This is a genomic window from Alcaligenes sp. SDU_A2 (assembly GCF_038237375.1).
GTDB lineage: Bacteria > Pseudomonadota > Gammaproteobacteria > Burkholderiales > Burkholderiaceae_B > Alcaligenes.
Window position 1 is genome coordinate 927,977 of the sequence record NZ_CP151273.1, and the last position, 25,929, is coordinate 953,905.

A 25,929-nucleotide genomic window follows, 5' to 3' on the forward strand; every position below is an offset into this window, starting at 1 on the left:
TTGGCCCGGCAAGGTCGCCTGCCAGCCCGCCGGTCGGGGGGCTGGCGCTGGGAACCTAGTCCAGCTGACTGAGGGTTTGAATCCAGAAGTCGCGGCGCAGTGCCAGTGTGGAGACCAGAATGTGTTCGCGCAGCGTGTGGGCACCGTCGCCATCCGCGCCCAGGCCATCGAGCGTGGGCACACCCAGCGCAGCGGTAAAGTTGGCATCGCTGGCTCCCCCCGTCATGGGGGCTTCGTTCAGCGACAGCCCTACCTGATCGGCAAACTGCTGGCAGCGGGCCAGCAGTCCGGCCGTGGCGTCGGTGCGCGACATGGCCGGTCGGTTCAGGGAAAAGGTGACATCCAACTTCACATCCGGATTGACGGCGCTCAGCGCCTGCACCTGAGCGCGCAACGTTTCAGCGGCCTGGGCGTCGGGAACGCGAAAATCGGCCCGTATGCTGCAGTGTTCGGGGACGACGTTGGGCGTGGTGCCCCCGGTAATGGTGCCCACACTGACGGTGATGCCGCGTTCGTAATCGGTCAGCGCTTGCAGCGCCAGCACTTGATGGGCGATCTCTTCAATCGCATTACGCCCTTTCTGGTGTTGGATGCCGGCGTGGGCCGGGCGCCCTTGCGCGGCAATCTGGATAAAGCCGGTTCCTTTGCGGGCCGTCACGCACCGTCCTTCCTCGACCCGGGCCGGTTCGCACACCAGTGCGTAGCGCGCGCGGCGGGCAAAGGCTTCGGTATGCGGACGCGACAGATGGCTGCCGGTTTCTTCGTCTGGCAACAACACCATGTCCACGGGCAGGCGGGTCTGTCCGGCGGCGGCACCCAGAGCGGACAAGGCCAGGCATACGCCTGCTTTCATGTCGTAGATGCCGGGACCGTACAGGCGGTCGCCTTCGAGCCGGACGGGGTTTTTTTCTGTCGTGCCCAGTGGGTGCACCGTGTCGTAGTGGCCCAGTACCAGGATGCCTTCGCGCTCGTCGCCGGCTTGGCGGTTGTGGATGTGCAGCAGCGGTGCGCCGCCATCACCCATGTCCTGCGCCTGTACGTGCAGGCCCAGCGATAGGGCATCGGCCGTGATGACGGCAGCCATGGCTTGCAGCGCAGCCTGATCGTGGGAAGGGGATTCCAGCCCGGTCCAGTGTTTGATCTGCTGGACAAGGTCGTTGGTCGTGGTGTCGGTCATGGCGTGGTTTCGAGTGGACGGATATGGTGACAGGCGGCCTGATGGCCGGTGGCGATGGTCTGCAGCGCAGGGGCGGCCTGGCGACAGAGATCCGTCGCCAGGGGACAGCGCGGGTGAAAGGTACAGCCGCTGGGTGGCTTGAGCGGCGAGGGAATTTCGCCCTGTATAGGCGCGAACTGGCGTCGGCGTCGTTGCACATCGGGCATTTCGGCCAGCAGTGCCTGGGTATAGGGGTGGGCGGCGTGACTGAAGATCTGGGCCGTGGGTGCCATCTCCACGATGCGTCCCAGATACATAATGGCGACCCGATCGGAAATGTGGCGCACCACGCCCAGGTCATGGCTGATGAACAGATAGGTAAAGTTGTGCCGTTCGCGCAGATCCATGAACAGATTGATGACCTGCGCCTGAATAGACACATCCAGCGCGGCCACCGGCTCGTCGCAGACCAGAAAGTCAGGTTGCACCATCAGGGCCCGGGCAATGCCGATGCGTTGGCGCTGTCCACCGGAGATCTGGTGGGGTAGGCGGTCGCGGTACTCGGCGGCCAGGCCGACTTCGGCCAGCGCCTGATCAATCCGGGCCGGGATGTCTTGCCGGGGTGCCAAGTTATGGACGTGCAGCGCTTCGCCCAAAATTTGGTGCAGCTTTTGTTTGGGATTCAGAGAGGCTTGCGGGTCCTGGAAAATCATTTGCACCCCTAGGGTGTAGTCCAGTTTGTCCCTGGCCTTCAGTTCGGCGACATCGCGGCCTTTGTACAGTACCTGACCGGCGGAAGGCCGTATCAGACCGGCCACCATGCGCCCCAGCGTCGATTTGCCGCAGCCCGATTCGCCCACCAGACCGACCACTTCACCCGCCGCAATGCTCAAGTTGACGGTGTTGACGGCATGGACAGTGGGCAGCTCGGGTGCCTGGCCCAAGGTTTTCATCAATCGGTAGGCCAGGTCCGGCGAGCGGCTGAATTGTTTGCGCAGATCGCGCAGTTCGATGACGGGTGTCGTGCTCATGCTGCCTCGCGGGTCAAGGGGTGAAAGCAGCGATAGTCCTGCTGCCCGTGGCGCTGCATCTGGGGGGCGGATTGGCCGCAGCGTTCGGTGGCGTGGGTGCAGCGGGGACGGAACGGACAGCCAGCTTCCCGGCCGGTCAGGGTGGGGGCCATGCCGTCGATTTGCCGCAAGCGTTGGCCCGGCTCCGTGGCACCGGGCATAGAGTCCAGCAGACCGCGTGTATAGGGATGGACGGGGTGGCTCAGGACATCGCTCACCGGGCCGTGTTCCACGATGCGCCCGGCGTACATGACGGCCACCTGGTCGGCCAGCTCGGCAATGACCCCTAGATCGTGGGTAATCCAGATCATGGCGGTTTGCTGTTCGCGGCACAGAGTTTGCATCTGGTACAGAATCTGGGCCTGAATGGTGACATCCAGCGCCGTGGTCGGCTCGTCGGCAATAATCAGATCCGGTTGATTCAGCATGGCGATGGCAATGGCCACGCGTTGGCGCATGCCGCCGGAAAACTCGTGCGGATACTGATCCAGGCGGCTTTCAGGGGCAGGGATGCCGACCTGGGCCAGGGCCTGTATACAGCGTTGACGCGCCTGCTTGCGAGGCGTGCGCGGATGATGGGTCAGGATGGCTTCCATCATCTGTTCGCTGACTTTCAATACGGGGTTCAGCGTCATCAGCGGGTCCTGGAAGATCATGGCGATCCGGTCGCCGCGCAACTGGCGCATCTGCTCTTCGGTCAGCGCGCGCAGGTCGCGGCCCTGGAACAGGACTTGTCCGGCAATGACTTCGCCGGGCGGGTCGATCAGGCCCAGCAAGGAAAAGCCGGTGACCGATTTTCCCGAGCCGGATTCGCCGACCAGGCCCAGAATCTGGCCCCGGCGCACGGTCAGCTCGACGCCGTCCACGGCCAGCCAGGCACCGTCTTCGGTATGGAAGGCCGTTTGCAGGCCTTGAACATGAAGCAAAGGAGTATCAGTTGTCATTTAGCGTCGCGGGTCCAGGCTTTCGCGCAGGCGATCGCCCACGATGTTGATGGACAGGATCAGCAGCAGCAGGGCCACGCCCGGAAAGATGCTGATCCAGTAGTCGCCCGAGAGCAGGTACTCAAAGCCGCTGGCGATCAGTAGGCCCAGTGAAGGCTCGGTCACCGGCACGCCCACGCCCAGAAAGGACAGCGTGGCCTCCAGGGTGATGGCCGTGGCGATTTGTATCGTGGCAAAGACCATGATGGGGCCCAGGCAGTTGGGCATCAGGTGGCGCAACATAATGCGCCAGGCGGGAAAGCCCAGGTTCTGGGCCGCCTCTATGTATTCTTTGCGGCGCTCCTGCAAGGCGCGGCCACGCATGATCCGGGCATAGTGCGCCCATTGCACGACCACCAGGGCGATGATGACCTTGTCTATGCCGCGTCCCAGCATCGCCAGCAGCACCAGCGCGACCAGAATCGTCGGAAAGCCCAGGATGAAGTCCACGCAGCGCATCACGACGGTATCTACCCAGCCGCCCCGGAAGGCAGCCAGCAAGCCCAGGAACGAGCCGATCAGGGTGGACAGGATGACGGCACCCAGACCGACCATCAGGCTGATGCGCAGGCCATACAGAATGGCGCTGAGCATGTCGCGCCCTTGCGCATCGGTGCCCAGCCAGTAGACCTGGCCGTCCATATTGGTGGCACCGGGCGGCAGACGGCCGTCCAGAATGTCCAGCGCCAGCAGGTCGTAGGGGTCCTGGGGGGCGAAGAAAGGCGCAATCATTACAAGCGCGATCAGAGCAAATAAAGTCCACAGGCTGCGGCGGGCGCTGGGGCGTGCCCGCAGACGCTGCAAGATACGACGACGCTGTGGTGTCTGCTGTAGCGCTGTCACGCGCGCAGCGGCGGTGTCGGTGTGATTGGAGTGTTTCATATCAGGCGCTGGGCTCGGTCAGTTGAACGCGCGGGTCCAGCACGGCGTACAGAATGTCCACGATCAGATTGATCAGCACGAACAGCATGGTGACCAGCATGACGTAAGCGACGATGACGGGGCGGTCCAGTTGGTAGACGCTGTCGATCAACAGCTTGCCCATGCCGGGCCAGGAAAAGACGGTCTCGGTAATGGTCGAATACGCAATCAGCGTGCCGAACTCCATGCCGATGACAGTCACGACGGGAATCAGGATGTTGCGCAGAATGTGGCGGCGCACAATGCGGCCCGGACGCAGGCCTTTGGCGCGGGCAAAACGCACGTAGTCCTGGCTTTGGGCTTCGGACACGCCCGATGCCGTCATGCGCAGGATCAGCGCAATATTGGCCACCGCCAGGTTAACCGCTGGCAGCGCCAGATGACGCCAGCCTTCGGCTGTGAACAGGCTGAACGGCACGCCCAGCACATCCACGGTGGCCCCGCGGCCGGAAGCCGGCAACCAGCCCAGCCACACGGCAAAGAGCAAGATAAAGACCATGCCTTGCCAGAAGTTGGGCAGGGAAAAGCCCAACACCGAACCGCCCATGATTCCCCGGCCCAGCCAGCGATCGCGGTACAGCCCGGCCACCAGCCCCAGCGGAATGCCCAGGATACAGGTCAGGGCGATGGCGACGGTGACCAGCTCCAGCGTGGCCGGAAAGCGTTGCACGATCAGCTCGACGGCGGACACGCCATGTACAAACGACGTGCCCAGATCGCCGTGCAGGGCGCGGGACAGGAAATGAAAATACTGCTGCCACAGCGGCAGGTCCAGGCCGAGGCGGGCGATCAGTGCGTCGCGCTCGGCCTGTCCTACATCAGGACTGACCAGTAATTCGATGGGGTCGCCTACTGCATACACCGCGGCAAACACCACGACGGACACGGCCAGCAATACCAGCACGCTTTGCAGCATGCGGCGGACAATAAAAATGGCCAATGTGTTACTCCTTACTCATCAGTCCTGCGCGTGCCTTATTGGGCCGGACGCGCGGCAGTGGCCATTGTGCGCTGGTCGGCGCGGCCTTCGTACTGGATGTCGCTGCGATAGGCCCACACACCGCTTTCAAAATGCAGCGGAATGCTGGGCATCTCGTCCAGCGCGATCTTCACTGCCTGCTGCAGCAGGGCGCTGCGTTTATCGTCATCCAGCGTGCGCACGGCTTGCAGATACACCTTGTCCAGTTCCGGATTGGAGTAGGCACCGTAGTTGCTGCTGCCCACGCCCAGTTCGGGATTGCGGGTCGTGATCCAGTACTGCAAGAAGTTGCTGGCTTCGCCGGTTTCCGAACCCCAGCCGCCCAGCGAAGCACTCATCTCTTTCTTGGCGCGCTTGGGGAAGTACACCGACCGGGTCATGGTGTCGACCTGGGTTTTGATGCCGATGCGGCTCAGGTACTGCGCCACGGCCTGGGTTAGTTGGGCATCGTTGATGTAGCGGTCGTTGGTGGCCGACAGCGTCAGCTCGAAACCGTCCGGGTAGCCGGCTTGCGCCAGTAGTTCCTTGGCCTTTTTAGGGTTGTATTCCAAAGGTGGCGCACCTTCGATAGAGCCGAACATGCCCGGCGGGATGAACTGGTTGGCCGGCTCGGCCACGCCGTCCATGATGCGCTGGACAATGGTTTTGCGGTCAATCGCCAGCGACATGGCCTGGCGCACCTGGGCGTTCTGCAACGGATTGTCGCCTTTGGGGGATTTAACCAGTGGGCTTTGCTCGCGTCCGGCATCCAGCTGGAAGAACATCACCCGCACCGAAGGCTTGATGGTGTGGGCAAAGCCACTGTCCTTGATGCGTTTCAGATCGCGCGCGGCGGGGTTTTCGATCAGGTCGAAGTCGCCGGCCAGCAGGCCGGTCAGGCGTGGGCCGGCGGCGGGCACCGCTGTCATGCGCACTTGCTCCCAGGCAGGCGCATCACCCCAGTACTGGGGGTTGCGCTCCAGCACCACGCCGGTGCCTTTGACGTAGGACTTGAGCAGGTAAGGACCCGTGCCTACAACCATATCGCCTTTGTTGAAATCGGCTACGGTGGGCCAGGCGCTCGTGACGCCACAGCCTTCCTTGGGGGCGTAGTGCAGTTGGTCGTGCTTGGCGATGCCGCTCCAGATCATGGGCGCACGCGCCAGCTCGTTAGGCAGCACAGGGTAAGGGGCGGCGGTTTTCAGGTGGACGGTATGGGCATCAGGAGTTTCGATGGCCACGATGCGGCGCGCCACGTTGGTCAGTCCGCCGCCGATGGCGGTTTCGTTGTTCAGAATACGGCAGAAGCTAAAGACCACATCTTGGGCCGTAAAGGGCTCGCCGTTGGAAAAGCGCGCACGTTCATCCAGCTTGAACGTCCAGGTGGTGTCGTCCGTGGCTTCCCAGGATTTGGCCAGTGCCGGCTGTAGCTGCATGTCGGCATTCATGGCGACCAGCGGCTGGAAGATGTGATAGATCAGCGCCTCGTTAGGCGTGGTCTGGTGATAGTGCGGGTCCACCGCAGTGGGCTCGGATGCCAGGCCGATTTTCAAGGTCTGGGCCGATGCCGTGCCTGCGAACAGACAGGCCAGTCCGGCGGCCAGGGTGGTGAGCAATGGCGTATTCATAAGCGGCAAGTCCCCTTTTTTCATGCGTGTTATCAAAACGAGGACCTATTCTAGGAGTCGATAGATTTCTATACAATTAGAATATTTAGAGAATGCTTTGCCAAAATAAGAAAGAATTATTCGGGAAAACCCTAGATCGCACTAGGGCAGGGTAAGACTGTTTGGCAAGCTTTTTAAGCGGAGTTGCCGTGCAAAGCCTGGCTTTTAAGTACTTTTACGAAGTGGCCCAGACAGGCAGTCTAAGCGCGGCCTCGGAGTCCCTGCATGTGGCGATCTCGGCCATCAGCCGGCAGATTGCGGCTTTGGAACAGCGTCTGGGCACACCGTTGTTCGAGCGCAGCGCGCGCGGCATGCGCCTGACCGAGGCCGGGCAGGTGCTGTTGCGCCATGTCCGCCGCTCTTTGCTGGAGACTGAAGCTGCTATCGAACAGATCGCCGCGTTGCGCGGTGCCGAACGCAGTCCCATACGAATCGCTTGCACACAGGGGCTGGCGAATGAACTGGTGCCGGGTGCCATTGCCGCCTTTGGCCAGCGGCATCCGCATTGCCGGTTTCGTATCTGGGTAGACAGTGCGCGGGGTGCGACCGGGCGGGTGGCCACGGGCGAAGCCGATCTGGCGGTGACCTTCAGCACGGCACCGGCCGACCATGTGCAGGTGCGCTACGCGCACAGTGCTCCGGCGTTGGCGGTCATGGCGCAAACCCATCCCTTGGCCCAGCGCCGTCGTCTGTCTTTAAAAGACCTGGTGGATTATCCACTGGCGCTGACGGATGAAAACACCTCGACCTATCGTCTGTTCCAGCTGGCTTCCAATATGGCCGGTCTGAATCTGCAGCCCAGGGTTTTTAGCAACTATGCCGAGGCGTTGCATGCCTATGTGCGCGACAGCCAGGCCGTGTTGTTTGCCAGTTATGTGTCTATTTCCGAGCGTTTGCAGCCTAATCGCTTGTTGGCCGTGCCTTTGCGCAACACCGAGATGCATGCGCGCACGGTTCAGGTTCAAGTGATGTCCGGACGTATTTTGCCGGATATGATGGAGCAGTTTATTGAGTTTATTATTCGTCGCGTGCACGAAGTCAGCCAGGCAGCGCCCCGTTAGCGGCGTGTCCTTGTCCAGATAGGCACTGCTGTTTTTGGCCGCACGAATCCACGGAGAAGACAATGAAGAAGATAGTTGCAGGCGCGCAACTGGCTGGCTTGTTGGTGTTTGGCTCCTTGTGCGCAGCCGCATCCGCCGATGGGGTGATCAAGATCGGCGAACTCAACAGCTACAAAACCCAACCTGCTTTTTTGGGGCCGTACAGAAATGGCATGGAGCTGGCGGTCGAGCAGATCAATCAGGCAGGCGGCATTCATGGCAAGCAGCTGCAACTGATCATCAAGGACGATAACTCCAATCCGGGCGATGCCGTGCGGGCTGCCCAGGAACTGCTATCCCGTGACAAGGTCGATGTGTTGACCGGCACTTTTCTGTCCAATATCGGCCTGGCCATCACGGATTTTGCCAAGCACAAGAAAGTCTTTTTTCTGGCCAGCGAACCGCTGACCGACAAAATCGTGTGGGCCGACGGCAATCGCTACACCTTCCGGTTGCGCAATTCCACCTATATGCAGGTTGCCATGCTGGTGCCCGAGGCCGTCAAGCTGCAGAAAAAACGCTGGGCCATCGTGTATCCCAACTACGAGTACGGCCAGTCGGCCGTGGCGACCTTCAAGACCTTGATGAAACAGGCCCAGCCCGATATCGAGTTCGTGGCCGAGCAAGCTACCCCGCTGGGCAAGGTGGATGCCGGTGCCGTGGTACAGGCACTGGCCGATGCCAAGCCTGATGCGGTTTTTAACGTGTTGTTTGCATCGGATCTGGCCCGTCTGGTGCGAGCCGGCAGCCAGCGCAATTTCTTTGGCAGCCAGTTGCCGGTGGTCAGCATGTTGACCGGCGAGCCCGAATACCTGGACCCGCTGGGTGAAGAAACCCCCGAGGGTTGGATCGTGACCGGGTACCCCTGGTACGCTATCGATACGCCTGAACATCAACGGTTTTTACAGGCTCACCAGGACAAATACAAAGATTACCCGCGTCTGGGCACCATAATCGGCTATAGCACCATACTGTCGCTGGCTGCCGGCATAGAAAAAGCCGGCTCCACCGATACCGAAGCCATGATTCAGGCTTTTCGCGGCTTGGAGCTGATGACGCCGTTCGGGCCTATTACCTATCGCACCCAGGATCAGCAGTCGACCCAGGGGGCCTATGTGGGGGTGTTGGCCAAGAAGGACGGAAAAGGCATCATGACCCAGATCCGCTATGTCGACGGCAAGGATGTGCAGCCCACCGACGAACAAGTGCGCCAGTGGCGTCCCCAAGCCGCCAATCAGTAATAGAATCGCGTTTTCCTGTGGTGATCCGGCGCGCGCGCCGCTTCTGATGTGAGACAGCATGGCCTTTGCGGGTGTATGGGTGCAGTTTCTGAACGGGCTGGCCGAAGCCTCCTCTTTGTTTCTGGTGGCGGCCGGCCTGTCCCTGATCTTTGGGGTGACGCGCATCGTCAACTTTGCGCACGGCTCTCTGTATATGCTGGGCATCTATCTGGCCTACAGCGCCGTGCAATGGCTGGGCGGCTCGGCGCTGGGCTTTTGGGCTGGGCTACTGGCAGCGGCCTTGCTGACCGGGGCCTTGGGCGCTTTGCTGGAGATCGTGCTGCTGCGGCGCATTTATAAGGCCCCCGAATTATTCCAGCTCCTGGCGACGTTTGCCTTGGTGCTGGTCATCAACGATGCCACGCTGGCGCTCTGGGGACCGGAAGACCTGCTGGGGCCATTGGCACCGGGTCTGAACGGTTCTGTTGCCATTGCCGGTCGTTTTTTTCCGGCGTACGACCTGCTCTTGATCGTCATCGGCCCCGTGGTGTTGGGTCTGCTCTGGCTATTATTGACCCGGACTCGCTGGGGGGTGTTGGTGCGTGCCGCCACCTTGGACCGCGAGATGCTGGGGGCCTTGGGGGTCAACCAGGCCTGGTTGTTTACCAGTGTATTTGCGCTGGGCGCGTTTTTGGCGGGTTTGGGCGGAGCCGTGCAACTGCCGCGTCAGCCGGCCAGCCTGATGCTGGATTTGAGCGTCATCGGCGATGCGTTCGTGATTGTCGTGGTGGGCGGCATGGGCTCGATCCCCGGTGCTTATGTGGCGGCACTGATCGTGGCCCAGCTCAAGGCCCTGTGCATTGCCTTGGGCACGGTCAGCCTGTTCGGCATGGAATTTGCCTTTCCCAAGCTGACGTTGGTGGTCGAGTTTGTATTCATGGCGCTTGTGTTGATGGTGCGCCCCTGGGGATTGTTCGGTCGTCCGCAGCCGGTCAGCCGTAACTGGGGCACCGTCGAGGCACCGTTGCGACCGAGCAGCGGGCCGTTTCGGCTGTTGGCGATGGCCGCGTTGGTGCTGTTGCTGGCATTGCCCGTGTTGGTCGATTGGTTTCCTTACGCACCCGTGCTGGCCCTGGACATTCTGGTCGTGGCCCTGTTTGCGACGAGCTTGCACTTCATGATGGGGCCGGGCGGCATGAACTCCTTTGGGCATGCCGCGTATTTTGGCCTGGGCGCGTACGCGGCGGCGCTGCTGCTCAAGACCGCCGCCCTGTCCATGGGGTGGTCCATCGCCTTGGCTCCATTGGTCGCCGGCCTGGGCGCATTGGTGTTCGGCTGGTTCTGCGTGCGCTTGTCGGGCGTTTATATGGCCATGCTGACATTGGCGTTTGCGCAAATCGTCTGGTCGGTCGTCTACCAGTGGGACAGTTTTACGGGCGGCTCCAACGGCGTGGTGGGCATCTGGCCGGACGAGTGGCTCTCTGAAGATCGCTACTATTATTTTGCCTTGATGCTTGTGGCGCTGGCGATCCTGCTTTTGCGTCGCGTCTTGTTTTCGCCCTTTGGCTATGCCTTGCGCGCTGGCCGCGATTCCGCCTTGCGCGCCCAGGCCATCGGCATTCCCGTCCAGCAGGTGCAGTGGCTGGCCTTTATTCTGGCCGGAACCTTTGCCGGCTTGGCCGGGGCCTTGTTCGTGTTTTCCAAGGGTAGTGTTTCGCCCGAGGTCATCGCCGTGGGCAAATCGGTGGATGGTTTGGTCATGGTGCTGTTGGGCGGCGTGCAGACCCTGGTCGGGCCGGTGGTCGGCGCGGTCGTGTTTACCCTGCTGCAAGACTTTTTTCTGGGCATAACCCAATATTGGCGCGCTTTGTTCGGCGGAGTCATTTTGCTGTTGGTGCTGGCTTTTCCGCAAGGAATTGCAGGCTTTTTCAAACACATGGCTCATCGTCGTGCTCAACGTGCTGGACAGGGGGGGCGGCCATGAGTCTGTTGCACGTGCGCGGTCTGAAAAAAGCCTTCGGCGGCAATGTGGCGGTCGATGGCATTCAGTTCGATCTGCAGGCCGGCGAGTTCCTGGCGCTGATCGGGCCTAATGGCGCTGGCAAGAGCACCACCTTCAATATGGTGGGGGGGCAACTCAGGCCCAGTGCCGGTTCCGTGCGCCTGGATGGCCGGGAACTGGTGGGTCTGGCACCGCGCCGTATTGCTGCACTGGGCGTGGGGCGCACGTTTCAGATTGCCGCCACCTTTGCGTCACTGACGGTCGTGGAAAATGTGCAGATGGCTTTGCTGGCACATCGCAAGAAAGTGTTTTCCTTCTGGCGCACAGCGGCGCGCTTCCAGCGCGAACACGCCCTGGGCTTGCTGGCCCAGGTAGGCATGCGGGATCAGGCCGACCGCCCGGCCAGCGAACTGGCTTATGGCGATGTCAAACGGGTGGAGCTGGCCATTGCCCTGGCTAATGATCCGCGTCTATTGCTGATGGACGAACCCACCGCCGGCATGGCTCCGGGTGAACGCGCAGAGCTGATGCGCCTGACCAAACGGCTGGCTTTGGAGCGCCGCATGGGCGTGTTGTTTACGGAGCACAGCATGGATGTGGTGTTTGAACATGCGGATCGCATCATTGTGTTGGCGCGTGGACAGTTGGTGGCCCAAGGTGATGCCGACTACATTCGTCGCCATCCCACGGTGCAGCAGGTGTATTTAGGGGCCGGCACCATGTTTGGCTCCAAGGAGCCGACATGACTTCCGTTTCCGATAATCATGCCATGCAGCCCGGAGACGTCGCCCAGGAGCCGCCTTTACTGAGCGTGCAGGGGCTGAGCGCCTGGTATGGGGCTGCGCAGATTCTGTTTGATCTCTCGTTGCACGTACAGCGTGGCGAGGTGGTGGCGCTGATGGGCCGCAACGGTGCCGGCAAGTCCACCACGCTCAAGTCCATCATGGGGCTGATGGCCCGTTGCCGGGGCACGATTCATTTCATGGGGCAGTCCATTCAGGCTCGTGCGCCCTTCGAGATCGCCCGAGCCGGCCTGGGCTTTGTGCCCGAGGACAGGCGGATCTTTGCCGATTTAAGCGTTGCCGAAAATCTGGAAGTGGGGCGTCAGCCCGCGCGGCGCTGGCCAGACGGCTTGCCCGCACCGCAGTGGCGGCCCGAGCACGTATATGCCTTGTTTCCCAATCTGGGCAGCATGCAGCAGCGAGCCGGCGGACAGATGAGTGGCGGCGAACAGCAGATGCTGGCCGTAGCCCGTACCTTGATGGGCAACCCGTATCTGGTACTGCTGGACGAACCATCCGAAGGCGTGGCGCCGGTTATTGTCGAGCAGATGGCCCAGATGATTCTGCGGCTTAAACAGCAGGGCGTCAGTATTTTGCTGTCCGAGCAGAATCTGCACTTTGCCACCTTGGTGTCGGACCGTGCCTACGTGCTGGAAAAAGGACAGATAAGGTACAGTGGCACCATGCAGGCATTGGCCGCCAACGACGAGATCCGGCGCGCCTGTCTGACCCTTTGATCCGGGTCGTCCTGCGGGACGGCCCGCCTTGTTTCGGGAGCAACACATGCAAGAGACTACCCCCAACCCCCAGGCCGTGATCGATTTCTGGGTCCAGGCCGGCCCGGAAAGCTGGTTCAAGAAGTCCGAACAGTTCGACCAGCAGTTTCGTGACCGTTTTCTGGACTGGCACGAACGCGCTGCCCGGGGCGAGCTTGACGAGTGGGCCGGCAGTGCCGAGGGCGCATTTGCCTTACTGATTCTGCTGGATCAGTTTCCGCGCAATGCTTTTCGCAATACGCCGCGCATGTATGCCACCGACGCCAAGGCGCTGGAACTGGCCAAGGCGATGGTTGCCAGCGGGCAGGACAGGCAGATCCCCGCGGACCGACGTGTTTTTTGCTATTTGCCGTATTCGCATTCGGAAAGCCTGGCCGATCAACAAGAGGCCGTGCGCCTGAATCAAGAAATTGGACAGCCTTGGCTGCATCATGCCGTCGAGCATCTGGATGTGGTGCAGCGCTTTGGCCGCTTTCCGCATCGCAATACGATTTTGGGACGTCAGAGTACCGAGCCCGAGGTGCAGTTTTTGCAGGCAGGTGGTTTTGCGGGTTGATGGCGCTGTCATCGCACCCAGATGGCAGGTGCCTGGATAGCGCAGGCGGAGTGCATTTACACAGAGCGCCAAGGAGCGCACATGACAGAAATCGAGCCGGTGCAGGGGGTAACGGGATTGGTGCTGGCTGCGGGTCTGGGCCGGCGTTTCGATCCGTCCGGGCAGCAGCTTAAATTGCTGGCACCCATGCCTGATGGTGGCACGGTGTTGCGGCGTGTCTGCGAAACCGCATTGCAAGCCTTGGAGGAGGTCGTGGTGATCTGCGATGTCCACGAAAATGCGGTGCGCCAGGAGCTCGATGGCCTGGCCTTGTGCGTGCTGCGTGCCGAACAGGCCGAACGTGGAATGGGGGTCACCCTGAAAGCGGGGGTCCGGGCCAGCATGCCGTCTTGTGGTTGGCTCGTGCTGTTGGCCGATATGCCCTGGGTGCAGGTCGGCACGCTGGCGGCGCTGGCGTCTGTCTTGCGGCAAGGAGCGGGCCTGGTCAGGCCCAGTGTGGATGGGCAGCCGGGCAATCCGGTTGGTTTTGGCGCTGCCTGGCGGCAGCGCCTGCTGGCTTTGCCCGATATGCAGGGCGCACGCAGCCTTCTGGACGCTTACCCCCAGGACACGGTGTGGGTACCTGTCGCCGATGCCGGCATACGACGCGATGTGGACGTGCCGGCCGACCTGGACCCGTCCTTGCCCTGAGCGTTTAACCGTGCCCGCGTTGTTTGGCTATTTGCTGGCGCTCCAGACGGGCAATGTAGTTTTGTATGGCAGTCTGGGTGGAGCCGGGTAGATCAATAAAGGTGCAACCCAGGCGCTGGATGTGTTTGCCGTTGGGCAGTTCCTGCTTTTCGCTGCGTGCCACTTGCAGAGCGACCAAAAAGGAGCCGGTCTCGGGCAGTTCCAGCAGGGACTGCGTATGGTGCGAGCCGACCGGCTGGGGAAAATCCAGAGAGGAGTCCACCAGCGATAGCCCGCCGCCGCTGATGTCGTGCAGGCGAAAACTTTGGCTTTGGTTGTTCAGGCGCAGCGTAACCATGGCCGGTTCGCTTAAAGGGACGTTGACGCGGAAATATTCGCGTCGCTGCAGGCGGCGTATGGATTCCGGAATCGGGATCGCCAGGGCAGGCTGGCCTTCAAAAGACGTGATTTCCGGCGTGGGAGCCTGGAAGGAAACCTTGACCTTGTCCAGAGACGTCTCGAACTTGGCGTTCTCGGACTGAAGCAGACTGCGTGTCTGTTCGTCCTTGTTAGCCGTGTCGATGACGATGGTGTTGTTGTCCAGGTCTATGTCCAGAATGGTCGTGACGATGCTGGTGTCGCCTTGGCCGGCTTCCATGTGCAGCAGCAGGCCGCCGCTTTCGATGGCACGCAGAATGCGCAAGATTTCAAACTTGGACTGAATCTTGTAGGGGTCGTCGTCGTGGGTATGGTGCGATGAGGTCATTGTGCAACGGACAAAAAGTCATCAATAGGCGAAAGTAGACGCCAGAGTAACATTCTTGCCCGCGTTCGGGCATGACTGATGCGTACAATAAACGCCGAAAAATCAGTCCGATTCAGCCATTTGCAGCGCGCAACGCGCTGCAGCCAGGTCCCAGGCGGCGCATCCTACCGATTTGAAGAATAAGGGTTTATCCCGAGGGGCCGCCGAGCGCAGCACCTGGTGAATGCCGTGGACCTGTTCCCAGTCTACATCGGCCTGCAGAAAATCGCCCGCTTCGTGCCTGGCACCGTTCAGGTCATCGACATACAGACGGCTGGCCAGCACGGTGCGGGCTTCAAATTCGGCCATGTCGGGCCGGAATGCGCCTACGCCGATCAGCAATCGGTCCGGGCGGGCTGCCTCGTGGTAGACGGGGGTCGGACTGCTGGTCAGAGCAATGACCACGTCTGCGTTGGCAGGCAGTTCGCCGCCGATTCGGATGCGTGGGCCGTGATGCGTGCGTAGCGCCGCCAGCGCCGGTTCGGCGCGCGCAGGCGTGCGGCTGTGCAGGGTGACCTGGGCCGTGGGGTAGAGGGTCAGGACGGCATCAGCATGCGCCAGAGCTTGTTGGCCGCCGCCCAGCAGGGCTACATGTGCCGGGCCCTGTGGCCATAACGCCTGTATGCCAAGCATGGACATGGCGGCGGTACGGCGGGCGGTTACGGTGGCACCGTCCAGCAGGGCCAGTGGCTGTCCGGTGCGCGCATCGTAGACGGCGACCAGGGCTTGGATGGCAGGCAGGCCCAGGGCCGGATTGCCGGGCATGACATTGACCAGTTTGTGTACGCCCAGGTCCTGGGCCACAGCGGGCATGGACAGCATGCGCCCGCCCTGGGGGTAGGCAAGCACTTGCCGTTCGGGGGCCTGGATCTTGCCGGCAGCATATTCCGCCACGGCCTTGCCCAGGCTGGCGACCAGCTCGGGGTAGGGCAGGCAGCGCGCCGTGTCTTTTGCAGATAGAACTGTGGAAGAGGTCAGGTTCATCGCAGGTCTCCGTCAAGGGGTATGGCCGATACCGTTGCGCCCGGGCGCATGATGCTGTTCAGTGTATCCCAGCGCCTGCGCAAGGCAAGTGGTGGGCGCTCGTCCAAGTGCTGCCGTAGCCTAGGTCTGGTGCCGTCCCTTTACCCAGATTGACAGTTTTTCGCCCCGCAGGCCGATGCGGCACGGCATAATTACGCCTGAAGTCCACGCCTGTCCAGGTGGGCTGCTGTAGATTTGGGGAGAATAAAAAATGGGTTTGCTCAATTCCGTGGTGTCGGCCTTGTCGTCGGCGGACCCGCAGTCCAAGGTGCAAGGCGATCTTTTGCCTGCCTTGATTCAGGTGGTCAGCACATATCCTGGTGGTGTTGCGGGGCTGATCGAGCGTTTTCGCGAAGGCGGATTTGCCGATGTCGTCACGTCCTGGTTGTCGCAGGGCGAAAACAAGACAATCGGTACCCAGGAACTATTGAGCGTGATGGGAACACCGGCAATTGACAAGCTGGTCAGCCTGTCCGGTCTGGATCAGAACACCGTATTGGAAAATCTGAAGGTCATGCTGCCTTCCCTGATCGATCAGGCCAGTCCCGAAGGGCGCTTTGATCCTTCCAACCTGACCGATGCCAGTAATTTGCTGGGAGGTCTGACCCAGCTTTTCCGCAAGAGCTGAGCGCTTGCGGTATTTATGAACAAGGCCGCTTCATACACGAAGCGGCCTTGTTTTTTGGCGGCTACGCAGCAAGCTGCTGTAGCGTGCCTTGCCCTGGATGCGCGGTTCCAGCCGTTGGGCGACGGCCGGTTTTACGCGCGCGAGGCTTCCAGGGCTTGTTCCAGATCGGCCAGGATATCGTCGATGTGCTCAATGCCGATGGACAGGCGCACCATGTCTTCGCTGACACCGGCAGCGGCCAGTTCCTGGGCATTGAGCTGGCGGTGCGTCGTGCTGGCCGGATGGCAGGCCAGCGATTTCGCGTCACCGATATTGACCAGGCGCAGCACCAGCTTGAGGGCGTCGATAAAACGCGTGCCGCCTTCGATGCCGCCCTTGATGCCAAAGGACAGAATGGCCGCCGGCTTGCCGCCCAGGTAGCGCTGGGCCAGCTCGTGCTCGGGATGGTCTTCCAGGCCGGCGTACTTGACCCACGAGACCTGGGGGTGTGTTTTCAGGTAGCGGGCGACTTTTAGCGCGTTGTCCGTGTGGCGTTCCATGCGCAGCGGCAGGGTTTCGATGCCTTGCAGGATCTGGAAGGCGCTCAAAGGGGACAGGGCGGCACCGGTATTGCGCAGCGGTGCGACACGGCAGCGGCCAATAAAGGCGGCTGGACCGAAGGCCTCGGTGTAGACCACGCCGTGGTAGGACGGGTCCGGTTCGTTCAGGATGGCAAAACGCTCTTTGTGTTCGGCCCAAGGGAAGGTGCCCGAGTCCACCACGATGCCGGCAATGGTCGTGCCGTGGCCGCCCATGTATTTGGTCAGCGAATGTACGACAATGTCGGCGCCGTGTTCGATAGGGCGGCACAGGGCGGGCGAGGCCACGGTATTGTCCACGATCAATGGCACGCCGTGCCGGTGGGCGGCATCGGCCAATGCCCGCAGATCCACCAGATTGCCGGCGGGGTTTCCAATCGTTTCGCAAAAAACAGCGCGTGTGCGATCATCGATCAAGGCTTCCAGCGCGGCAATATCGTCGTGTGGCGCGAACTTGACGGTCAGACCCTGGCGCGGGAACGAGTGGGCGAATAAATTGTAGGTGCCGCCGTAAAGCTTACTGACAGAAACAATGTTGTCGCCAGCCTCGGCAATCGTTTGTATAGCATACGTGATGGCGGCCATGCCAGATGCCACGGCCAACGCGCCCACGCCGCCTTCCAGCGCAGCGACGCGCTGTTCCAGCACGGCATTGGTCGGGTTCATGATGCGGGTATAGATATTGCCCGGCACTTTCAGGTCGAACAAGTCCGCGCCGTGTTGCGTACTATCGAAGGCGTAGGATGTGGTCTGGTAAATAGGTACAGCCACGGCCTTTGTGGTGGGGTCGGGCTGGTAGCCGGCGTGAACGGCAAGAGTCTCTAATTTCATGGGTTTGTTATGTGCTTGATGGTCAAATAACGGGTTTAACAGGCCAAGCATACCTTCTGTATGGCATGAATCGCCCCGCGTGAGCAGACTTTTGGTCTATGTTTTTATTTCTTGGGGTAATGATAAGCGGTTTTGGCGTAGAGCTCTTATTTTCGGCCCGTGTGTCGAATTTTATCTCTTCCGGTACTTCGCGAACGCCCGACATGGGTTAGCATTTCGTATCCGGCTTTATGGCTTATCGCGTCCTGTCTCGAGGTACTAGAGGCTTCAATGAAAGTATGGTTTAAGCGGGGCTTGTTCGGCCTCGTCGTCTTGGCAATTGTCACGGTCGTGGGCGGGGCGATTTTCCTGCTTACCTTCAATCCGAATTCGTACAAACAGAAGCTGGCCGATGTGGTTCAGCAAAAGTATCAACGTACGCTCAAGATCGACGGCGACATCGAGCTTTCCCTGTTTCCTCGCATCGGTTTGTCCGTGCAGGGCCTGTCTCTGTCGGACCGCAACTCCAATGACCCGTTCGCGTCGCTGGAGAGCGCCCGCTTTGCCGTGGCGCTTTGGCCGCTGATCAATAACCGCTTGGTGGTCGATCATGTCGCCGTTACGGGTTTCAAGGCCTGGATCGTTCGCGACGAGCAAGGGCAGTTCAATTTCGACGATTTGTTGCAAGCGGCACCCGCCGCCCTTGCCAAGCCAGCCCAAGGGGCTCCGTTGGCGCTTTTGCCGGCTGCGCAGGCAGCCGAGCAGCCAGTCGCGCCGCCCGCTCAGGATGCGGCTTCGTCGCCTGTCCCCGACCTGATCGCCAAGCGTTCGGGCAGCGAGACCGATTTCCAGATCGATATTGCCGGGTTAAGCCTGAAAGGCGGCGAAATCCATTACTACAGCAAGCGCAGCAATGTTATCGGTCGTCTGGTGCAACTAGAGGTCAATACCGGACGCATGACGTTCGGCCAGCCTTTCGATGTCGCGCTTAAAGGGCGTTTGTCGGGCGACTATCCCTCGGCCGACGGCCTGCTGGAAGGGCAAGGACAGTTGCGTCTGGACCCGGCTGCCAAATCGTATTCGGCACAGAAGCTGAACCTGCATTTCAGTGGCGATCTGGACCAGATCAAGGCCCAGAGCCTGACCCTGAAAGGCAATGTGGGCTATAACACCGCACAGCGCCAATTTAAGGCCACCAGTCTGGATACCCAGTTACAGGGACAATGGCTGGGGCAGTATCCACTGTCCGAGCTGACCGCGTCCTTGGTCACCCCCAATATGCAAATTGATAGCGGCGGCGATCTTTTCGCTGTCGAAAAGCTGGGCGTGCGCATCAATGGCAAAAATGGCCAGCAAGCGCTGGATCTGGCGCTGGATGCGCCGGCTGTGCAGGTTTCGCCCTTGATGGCCGAGGGCGAGCCGGTTGTGGCCACCCTCAAGGTGACAGGGCCGCGAGTTCTGGGTTTGGGCCTGACGCTTAAAGGCATGGCGGGAAGCAGCGAAAAACTGCTGTTTCAGGAAGCGCGTCTGGAAGGTGCCGTCAAGCAGGGCAGCCGTGTTGCGCAAATACGCGCAGTGTCGCCGGCCCAATGGCAACCGGCGGGTCAGGCGCTGCGTTTTGCGGCCATTGCGGCTAATTTGCGTGTCGAGGATGAAGCGGCTTCAGGCAGCCGTTTTGAAATCCCCATGTCCGGCAATGCCGATCTGGATATAGGCAAAGGTGCTTATCAGGTCCAATTGGCCAGCCAGACCGACCAGGCACAAGGCACCTTGGACCTGAACCTGCAGGGACAAGAAAAGGACAAGCAGCTCAAAGCGGTGCTCAAGGCCGATAAATTGGACTTGGATGAGTTGCGCTCTATTTTTTGGCTGGCGGCACCGGGCATGACACCTGCCCCGGCCACTGTCGCGTCCGGACAGGACAACGCGCCGGAGTCGGGCCAGGCCCCTCAGGCTGCGCCACCAGCGCCGGCGGTAGAAGAAGCCTTGGTGGCCCAGGCCGATCCCCTTTCCTGGCTTAACGATACCCGACTGGATGTCAATGTCGATATCCTCAAACTCAAGAGCCTGGGGCTGAATCTGGAGCAAGTAAAGGGGCGTTTGCGCAACCAGGGCGAAAATCTGCAGCTCGACGCCCTGACCGGCCAGGCCTACGAAGGGCAGTTCCAGGTGCAGGGGAATCTTGAACCGGGCAAGCAGTTCGATGTCGCGCTGAAATTGCAGAAAATGCAGATCGGTTCGCTCTTGCTGGATGCCTATGGCGACGACAGGCTGTCTGGCCTGGGAGATCTCCAGCTCAAGCTCAAAGGTCAAGGGGCGACGCCACTGGCCAGACTGGCGTCGCTGGAAGGTAATCTAAGCGTGGATGTGCAAGACGGCGGCTGGCGGGGCGTAGACCTGGATCAGAGCGTGCGCGATATCAACGAGGCGGTACGCAACGCATTCAGCGGGCAGATTCCTATGTTGCGTCCCGAGTCGGATCAACAACGCCGCACGGTCTTTACGCGTTTGCAGAGCGTGCTGGATATCAAGCAGGGACAGGGCGTATTTCGTAGCCTAAAAGCTTCGACTCCATTATTGACCATTAATGCGGGCAAGCCCGCCGGTCTGGATCTGGTCAACCGGCAGGCAGATGTGGCGCTGCAGGTGCGCCTTAATACACGGCTGGACGCGCAAGAGCGCAAGTCCTTGCAGGATCTGCGCAATGTGGTGATTCCGCTGCGTATTTCCGGGCCTTGGGACGATTTGTCCTATCAGGTCCAATGGAAAGAAATCGCCAGTCCCAGTATTAAGAACGCCTTGCAGGATGGTTTGCTGGACTTGCTCAGTCAGCAGGCAAGGCCAGCGCAGGAGTCGTCCGACGCACCGGCAGCGGTCGCACCGGCAGCGCAGACTTTGGGCGATGCCCTGAAAGGATTGTTACGACCATGAAGCAGCAAGCGACCATTGCGGCACCGGACTTATCTACCCGTGTCTATCCCTTGAAGGGCGGGCCGGGCTTGCCTTCGGGCAAGGGGCAGGGCTGTCACGATCTTTGGGTGCTGGGCGATGCCGACGGTCACGTTCTGTCCGGGCTGGCCTTATCAGGGCTGGCAGGATTGGAGCTGGATCTGCGCTTTGGCGATCTGGTGCTGCGCGCGCCCGGGATGATGCGGCTGGATATCCCCGTGGATGTCATCGAGGATGATGAGGACTCTTGCGCGCTTTGGCACGAAGAGGGGCGCAGTGTGCGGCTGGTGGATGAAGGCGAACTGGCGGCTGTCTGGTTCAGCCGTTTGCTGGGCGTGCCGGTCCGTTTGCTAAAGCGCCTGCCTGTCTAAGGCGCATCAGGACTGCGTGGCCTGAAGCTGCTGATAGCGGGCCAGCAGCATCTCCTGGTCTTCCTGGTGGTCTGGGTGCACTTCTATGCATTCGACCGGACAGACCACCACGCATTGCGGCTCGTCGAAGTGGCCGACGCATTCCGTACACAGATTGGGGTTGATCTCGTAGATCTCTTCCCCCATGTAGATAGCCAGATTGGGGCACTGCGGCTCGCAGACGTCGCAGTTGATGCATTCCTCGGTAATATGCAGTGCCATGGCAAATGTCCTGATTGCGGCTGTCGTTCGACACGACCAGAAAGCGTAGCCTACAGTGTAGTACAGCGGCGGGCTTAGCGTGTTGTGCCGGCTTGCTGCAGTTGCTGTTCGCGTCGTTCCTTGGCTTTGGTGTGCAGCCAACGCTCGACCGATGGGAACACGAATTTGCCCACATCGCCGCCCAGCACGGCAATTTCGCGCACGATGGTGCCCGATATAAACTGGTACTGGTCCGAGGGGGTCATGAACATGGTTTCCACTTCGGGCAGCAGATGGCGGTTCATGCCGGCCATCTGGAATTCGTACTCGAAATCGGAGACGGCGCGCAGACCGCGCACGATGACGCGCGCATTTTGTTCGCGCACAAAATCCTTGAGCAGGCCCGAGAAGCTCTTGACCTCGACATTCGGGTAGTGACTGAGCACTTCCGAGGCAATTTCGACGCGTTCTTCCACAGTGAAGAAAGGGCGTTTGTTCTGGCTGGCGGCCACGCCGACCACCACATGGTCAAAGAGGTTGGCAGCTCGTCTTACCAGGTCCTCATGGCCTCGCGTCAGGGGGTCGAAGGTTCCGGGATAAACAGCAGTAATCATGGTGCGTCCGCGTGTTGGGTTCAGGTTGGCGGGGTAGTGTCCAGGGGAGGTGTCGCGTACGCCCCGGGAGGTTCGGCATTATTGACTGTTTTTTGCGTCGCAGCAAATCGAAGCAAATGATAATGTACATGCCCAGCCTTGTCCTGGCGTAGTATCTCGTACTGCTCCGGGGGCTGTACAGGGCTTTCCGACTCGATGTACACCAGGGCGTCGGCTGCCAGCACATTGGGCAGCAAGGGCCAAATGCGGTCTAGCCAGTCGCGCGCGAAAGGCGGGTCCAGAAAGACCAGATCGTAGCGCATCTGGCTGCGTTCCAGAATATGCAGGGCATCGCCGGCATGGATGCGTACATGTTCGGCGCGCAGCTTGCTGCGTAAGGCACGCAGATTGTCCACGGCCGGGCCGTGGCGCTCGACCATCTGTACAAAGGCCACGCCGCGCGAGGCCGCCTCGAAACCCAATGCACCGCTGCCGGCGAACAGATCCAGTACGTTCTTGTCGTCGAACCGGCTGTCCCAGAAATGGCGCAGCCAGTTGAACAGCGTCTCGCGGACGCGGTCCGGCGTGGGCCGCAGGCCGGGTGCGTCGACGACAGGAATCGGTGTGCGGCGGTAATCACCGCCTACAATACGGACAGCGTGTTTTCTCATCAGCGCTTTGATCGGATAATGGTGTCTGGCGCACCGGCCGGGTGGCCGACGCTTTTCGCCGCGATGCAGGACGTGCCGCATCGGTGTAACCTTGCCTGACCTTGCCGCCTGCGGCAAGGCTGGTACGAAGGCGCGTTGTCATTCAACAGAATTTTCTAGTGTAAAACGTATGTTCAGTTTTTTTAAAAGAAAGAAGGTAACGCCTGCCCCGGAAGCGCCTCGCACAGAGCCGGCCGAACCGCTTTCTCCTGCTTTGCCCGAGGCCGCCTCGCCTGCGGCCGCTGAGCGGGAAGACACACCGGTCTCCCCTCCCGCTCAGGCCTGTCCTCCATCGGTGGTGTCCCCTCTTGCCCGGGAGCCAGCGCCGACGCACGATCAACCTGCTGCGCCTGCTGCGCCTGCTGATCCCGCTGTTTTGGCGACTGCGCCGTCGGATACGCTGCCTTCTCAGCCATTGGGTGGCGAAACAGCGGCACAAGATCGCTCCGGTGTTGTGCCTTTGTCGCCGTTGCAACAACAAGCGACGCTCCCGACCGGGACGGCTGCCGAGCCGGATCGGTCTGACGATGTCCGGATCGCGCCAGTCCAGACAGATCAGGCTGGGTCTGGACGTTCGGACACATTGCATAAACAGGCGCAGCCACAAGAACAGCCGCAGCCTGTACCGGTTGCCGCCGCGCCGGAGCCTGAACCCGCCCCGGTCAAGACGTCGTGGCTGTCACGCCTTAAACAGGGCTTGTCGCGCACCGGCCAGAGCATAGGCGGCTTGTTCGTCGGTGCCAAGGTGGATGAAAACCTGTTCGAGGAGCTGGAGGAAGCCTTGCTGCTGGCCGATGCCGGGGTCGAGGCTACCGACAAGCTGCTGACTGCCTTGCGCGCACGTATCCGCAAAGAAAAAATTACCGATGCCGCGCAGGTCAAGCAAGCGCTGTGCGATATTTTGGCCGACCATTTGAAGCCGCTGGAAAAGTCCTTTCCCCTGAATGCCGCGCAGCCGCTGGTAGTCATGATCGCTGGGGTCAACGGCGCAGGCAAGACTACCTCTATCGGTAAGCTGGCACATACGTTTCAGCGGCAAGGTGCCAAGGTGCTGCTGGCAGCCGGAGACACCTTCCGCGCGGCGGCCCGCGAACAACTGATTGAATGGGGCTCGCGCAATAATGTCAGCGTTATTGCGCAGGACGGTGGCGATCCGGCGGCGGTGGCCTTCGATGCGGTGCACGCCGGCAAGGCGCGCGGCATGGGCGTGGTCATGGTGGATACTGCCGGTCGCCTGCCGACTCAGTTGAACCTGATGGAAGAGCTCAAGAAGATCAAGCGTGTCATTGCCAAGGCCGATGGCCAGGCTCCGCACGAAGTGTTGCTGGTGGTGGATGGCAATACAGGCCAAAATGCCATCTCGCAGATTCGCGCGTTTGATGCCGCTCTGGGGCTGACCGGTCTGGTGGTTACCAAGCTGGATGGCACGGCCAAAGGCGGCACCCTGGCGGCCGTGGCCGCGGGTGCGCAGGGCGTGCGTCCTATTCCTGTTTACTGGATAGGCGTGGGCGAAGGCATGCAGGATTTGCAGCCCTTTGTCGCGCGTGAGTTTGCCGCCGCCGTTATTGGTCTGAACTAGCGATCTTCCCGCCCTTGCCTGTGTTGCCAGGCAAGGGCCGGGAGTGTCTATCAGTGGCGCGCCAGACGTTGTTCGGGGCGATGTTGCCCCAGGGCGTTCAGGGCGCGCTGTGCCTGGGCGGCGCGTGTCTGACGGGCCTGGGTCAGCCAGGCGCGCGCAAACTGCGCCTGTTCCGGCGAAACTGCGTGCTGACCGTACCATTGCAGCGCTACGTCTACATCCGTGACGGCACCGATCAAGGCCTGACATTCCCGCAATACCTTGTGCAGGCCCTCGTCGTCGGCGCTTTGCAGAAACTCCAGGCAGTAGCGCAGACTTTTGATGCGGTTGCGCAGGCGGTGCTGTTTTTCCTGGCTGATCTGGGCAAAACGCTGGCTGCGTAACTGAATGGTATTGAACCAACGGGTAATGCGCTCTTCGATCAGGTGTTCGGGGTTGTCCACCCCGTGCAGATCCAGAGCCGGCCCGCAGACCAGACTTTGCAGATTACTGAGCAGCAGCGACTGGAACTCGGCCGCGGCGGCCAGTTCCACCGGGTCATGCTCCACATGGGCCGGTTCGATCTGCGGTGCCGGGCCGGGCATGCCGGCTTGCAGCAGCAGGGGGGTGATTTCCAGCTGCACCATATCGTGATCCCGTGCTTTGCCGAACAGATCGAAATAATGGGTCAGCCGGGTATTGGCATAGCCTTCACCGGCATTGAGCCAGAGCTTGAACAGCTTGCGGCACGAACGCAGTCTGCGCAGACCCACGCGCATCATGGCCAGGTAGTCGGCCTGTAGAATGGGCGAAGGACGAATGCCGTCCACCCCGGCCAGCAAGGCGGCATTGCGTATGACTTGTTCCAGGCTCATGGAAGCGCTGCGCCGATAAAACTGCTCCAGATCGCGTGTGTCAACAAAATGGGGCTTGGCCAGTTGGTAGGCTTTGCGGGTCAGGGCGGCGGCCACTTGTTCGGGCTGCAGCACCTCGCTGGCGGCACGTGCCAGGCGACGCTCGGCCAGACCCGCCAAGGCATCGCCGCGTTCGGACTTGCTGCGTAACTCCAGCAGCAGACCATGCTTGTACAGCCAGCGCTGGCCGACTTCAAACATGGCCGGGCAATCTCCCTGCAGCAGCTCGACCTCCAGTTCATTGACCGGCAGGCGCAGGCCTTGCGATTCGATGTAGCCGACATCATAGGCCAATTCCAGCTCGGAGCCGGCGTGTTGGACCAAAGCCAGCTCTCGCATGATGTTGGTCTGGTAACGCGCCTGTATGCGTCCGGCGTGGGGCAGCAGGGCGGCTTCGGCATCCGTCCCTTTGTATAGATCCAGATCCAGCTCGGGACCGGGCCGGGGGTGGTTGATCTCGATGCGCGACAAGGTGTCGGGGCCGGGCAGTTTGACCGTTTGCACCCATTGCGTATTTTCCTTGCGCAGACGCAGAGCAATGTCATTCAAGGCCAGTTCGCGCTCGGGGGTGTCGAAGTAGATGGCGTTCAGGCTGATGCGGCCGGTTCGTACGGCGTCAAAGGCATTCAGCAGCCCAGGGCGGGCGTTCTCGGGTACAAAAAATTTCAGCTCTTGTTCTAGCACAGCGAGAGTACTCAAAGGATGAATGGGGCGACGGCAGCGTGACACTGCCTGCGCGCAGACCGTGCGCGCGAAAAAACAGACGGTCTCGGACCAGCGGCACGGCCCCTTTTCAAGGTCATGCTCGGCCCCACTACCCCAAAGGACTTATTCTGCATCCAAAGCAGTAAAACTTGAAGCTACATACGGTAAGCAAAAGAGGAGTGTGG

24 protein-coding genes are annotated in these 25,929 nt (G+C 60.9%); 11 read left to right on the forward strand and 13 right to left on the reverse strand.

Annotated features, from left to right (window positions below; translation table 11 throughout):
- Positions 1 to 55: 55 nt before the first annotated feature.
- The 6 genes from AADW57_RS04230 to AADW57_RS04255 are packed head-to-tail and all read right to left on the reverse strand — an operon-like array spanning position 56 to position 6,716.
- Positions 56 to 1,177, reverse strand: a complete 1,122-nt coding sequence (locus AADW57_RS04230; protein WP_341668807.1) for a M20 family metallopeptidase — start codon at positions 1,175 to 1,177, stop codon at positions 56 to 58.
- Positions 1,174 to 2,187 (reverse strand): ABC transporter ATP-binding protein, encoded by a 1,014-nt coding sequence (locus AADW57_RS04235; RefSeq protein ID WP_341668808.1) that lies wholly within the window; start codon positions 2,185 to 2,187, stop codon positions 1,174 to 1,176. The genes AADW57_RS04230 and AADW57_RS04235 overlap by 4 nt, the downstream gene beginning before the upstream one ends.
- Positions 2,184 to 3,170 (reverse strand): ABC transporter ATP-binding protein, encoded by a 987-nt coding sequence (locus tag AADW57_RS04240; RefSeq protein WP_341668809.1) that lies wholly within the window; start codon positions 3,168 to 3,170, stop codon positions 2,184 to 2,186. Before AADW57_RS04240 ends, AADW57_RS04235 begins: the two co-directional genes overlap by 4 nt.
- Positions 3,171 to 4,091, reverse strand: coding sequence for an ABC transporter permease (locus AADW57_RS04245; RefSeq protein WP_341668810.1), 921 nt, complete (start codon positions 4,089 to 4,091; stop codon positions 3,171 to 3,173).
- 1 nt (position 4,092) lies between these two features.
- Positions 4,093 to 5,070, reverse strand: a complete 978-nt coding sequence (locus AADW57_RS04250) for an ABC transporter permease (protein WP_341668811.1) — start codon at positions 5,068 to 5,070, stop codon at positions 4,093 to 4,095.
- 35 nt (positions 5,071 to 5,105) lie between these two features.
- The gene (locus tag AADW57_RS04255) at positions 5,106 to 6,716 is read right to left on the reverse strand and encodes an ABC transporter substrate-binding protein (RefSeq protein WP_341668812.1); all 1,611 of its coding nucleotides are present in this window, start codon (positions 6,714 to 6,716) and stop codon (positions 5,106 to 5,108) included.
- A gap of 188 nt (positions 6,717 to 6,904) precedes the next feature.
- Between AADW57_RS04255 and AADW57_RS04260 the strand changes: the two genes are divergently transcribed.
- The 7 genes from AADW57_RS04260 (at position 6,905) to AADW57_RS04290 (ending at position 13,881) form a co-directional block, all read left to right on the forward strand.
- A complete protein-coding gene (locus AADW57_RS04260) occupies positions 6,905 to 7,816 on the forward strand; it encodes a LysR family transcriptional regulator (protein ID WP_341668813.1) in 912 nt (303 codons plus the stop codon).
- A gap of 62 nt (positions 7,817 to 7,878) precedes the next feature.
- A complete protein-coding gene (locus AADW57_RS04265; protein WP_341668814.1) occupies positions 7,879 to 9,096 on the forward strand; it encodes an ABC transporter substrate-binding protein in 1,218 nt (405 codons plus the stop codon).
- A gap of 58 nt (positions 9,097 to 9,154) precedes the next feature.
- Positions 9,155 to 11,059: an ABC transporter permease gene (locus tag AADW57_RS04270; RefSeq protein ID WP_341668815.1), complete on the forward strand. Its 1,905-nt coding sequence runs from the start codon at positions 9,155 to 9,157 to the stop codon at positions 11,057 to 11,059.
- A complete protein-coding gene (locus tag AADW57_RS04275) occupies positions 11,056 to 11,823 on the forward strand; it encodes an ABC transporter ATP-binding protein (RefSeq protein WP_341668816.1) in 768 nt (255 codons plus the stop codon). Before AADW57_RS04270 ends, AADW57_RS04275 begins: the two co-directional genes overlap by 4 nt.
- Complete coding sequence (locus AADW57_RS04280; RefSeq protein ID WP_341668817.1) at positions 11,820 to 12,596, forward strand: ABC transporter ATP-binding protein; 777 nt, start codon at positions 11,820 to 11,822, stop codon at positions 12,594 to 12,596. The genes AADW57_RS04275 and AADW57_RS04280 overlap by 4 nt, the downstream gene beginning before the upstream one ends.
- A gap of 46 nt (positions 12,597 to 12,642) precedes the next feature.
- Complete coding sequence (locus AADW57_RS04285) at positions 12,643 to 13,191, forward strand: DUF924 family protein (RefSeq protein ID WP_341668818.1); 549 nt, start codon at positions 12,643 to 12,645, stop codon at positions 13,189 to 13,191.
- Between the two features lie 81 nt (positions 13,192 to 13,272).
- Positions 13,273 to 13,881: a nucleotidyltransferase family protein gene (locus AADW57_RS04290; RefSeq protein WP_341668819.1), complete on the forward strand. Its 609-nt coding sequence runs from the start codon at positions 13,273 to 13,275 to the stop codon at positions 13,879 to 13,881.
- Positions 13,882 to 13,885: 4 nt separating this feature from the next.
- Here the strand turns inward: AADW57_RS04290 and AADW57_RS04295 are convergent, their stop codons facing one another.
- Both AADW57_RS04295 and AADW57_RS04300 read right to left on the reverse strand, forming a co-directional pair.
- On the reverse strand, positions 13,886 to 14,626 hold the full coding sequence (locus AADW57_RS04295; RefSeq protein ID WP_341668820.1) for a flagellar brake protein: 741 nt from the start codon (positions 14,624 to 14,626) through the stop codon (positions 13,886 to 13,888).
- Between the two features lie 102 nt (positions 14,627 to 14,728).
- Positions 14,729 to 15,649: a delta(1)-pyrroline-2-carboxylate reductase family protein gene (locus AADW57_RS04300; RefSeq protein ID WP_341668821.1), complete on the reverse strand. Its 921-nt coding sequence runs from the start codon at positions 15,647 to 15,649 to the stop codon at positions 14,729 to 14,731.
- A 250-nt stretch (positions 15,650 to 15,899) separates the two neighbouring features.
- On the opposite strand from AADW57_RS04300, the gene AADW57_RS04305 reads away from it, so the two are divergent.
- Positions 15,900 to 16,316: a YidB family protein gene (locus AADW57_RS04305; RefSeq protein ID WP_341668822.1), complete on the forward strand. Its 417-nt coding sequence runs from the start codon at positions 15,900 to 15,902 to the stop codon at positions 16,314 to 16,316.
- Positions 16,317 to 16,447: 131 nt separating this feature from the next.
- On the opposite strand, the gene AADW57_RS04310 is transcribed toward AADW57_RS04305, so the two are convergent.
- Positions 16,448 to 17,725 (reverse strand): bifunctional O-acetylhomoserine aminocarboxypropyltransferase/cysteine synthase, encoded by a 1,278-nt coding sequence (locus AADW57_RS04310; protein WP_341668823.1) that lies wholly within the window; start codon positions 17,723 to 17,725, stop codon positions 16,448 to 16,450.
- A gap of 270 nt (positions 17,726 to 17,995) precedes the next feature.
- Between AADW57_RS04310 and AADW57_RS04315 the strand changes: the two genes are divergently transcribed.
- Together AADW57_RS04315 and AADW57_RS04320 are read left to right on the forward strand one after the other, a co-directional pair.
- On the forward strand, positions 17,996 to 20,635 hold the full coding sequence (locus AADW57_RS04315; RefSeq protein WP_341668824.1) for an AsmA family protein: 2,640 nt from the start codon (positions 17,996 to 17,998) through the stop codon (positions 20,633 to 20,635).
- A complete protein-coding gene (locus AADW57_RS04320) occupies positions 20,632 to 21,024 on the forward strand; it encodes a hypothetical protein (protein WP_341668825.1) in 393 nt (130 codons plus the stop codon). Before AADW57_RS04315 ends, AADW57_RS04320 begins: the two co-directional genes overlap by 4 nt.
- Positions 21,025 to 21,030: 6 nt before the next feature.
- Here the strand turns inward: AADW57_RS04320 and AADW57_RS04325 are convergent, their stop codons facing one another.
- The 3 genes from AADW57_RS04325 to rsmD form a co-directional block, all read right to left on the reverse strand.
- A complete protein-coding gene (locus AADW57_RS04325) occupies positions 21,031 to 21,285 on the reverse strand; it encodes a YfhL family 4Fe-4S dicluster ferredoxin (protein WP_341668826.1) in 255 nt (84 codons plus the stop codon).
- 74 nt (positions 21,286 to 21,359) lie between these two features.
- Positions 21,360 to 21,878, reverse strand: a complete 519-nt coding sequence (coaD, locus tag AADW57_RS04330; RefSeq protein ID WP_341668827.1) for a pantetheine-phosphate adenylyltransferase — start codon at positions 21,876 to 21,878, stop codon at positions 21,360 to 21,362.
- 20 nt (positions 21,879 to 21,898) lie between these two features.
- A complete protein-coding gene (gene rsmD / locus AADW57_RS04335; protein WP_341668828.1) occupies positions 21,899 to 22,528 on the reverse strand; it encodes a 16S rRNA (guanine(966)-N(2))-methyltransferase RsmD in 630 nt (209 codons plus the stop codon).
- Positions 22,529 to 23,150: 622 nt separating this feature from the next.
- Here rsmD and ftsY point away from each other — a divergent pair.
- Positions 23,151 to 24,146, forward strand: coding sequence for a signal recognition particle-docking protein FtsY (gene ftsY, locus AADW57_RS04340; RefSeq protein ID WP_341669656.1), 996 nt, complete (start codon positions 23,151 to 23,153; stop codon positions 24,144 to 24,146).
- A gap of 50 nt (positions 24,147 to 24,196) precedes the next feature.
- On the opposite strand, the gene AADW57_RS04345 is transcribed toward ftsY, so the two are convergent.
- Positions 24,197 to 25,738, reverse strand: coding sequence for a CYTH and CHAD domain-containing protein (locus tag AADW57_RS04345; protein ID WP_341668829.1), 1,542 nt, complete (start codon positions 25,736 to 25,738; stop codon positions 24,197 to 24,199).
- Positions 25,739 to 25,929 lie beyond the last annotated feature (191 nt).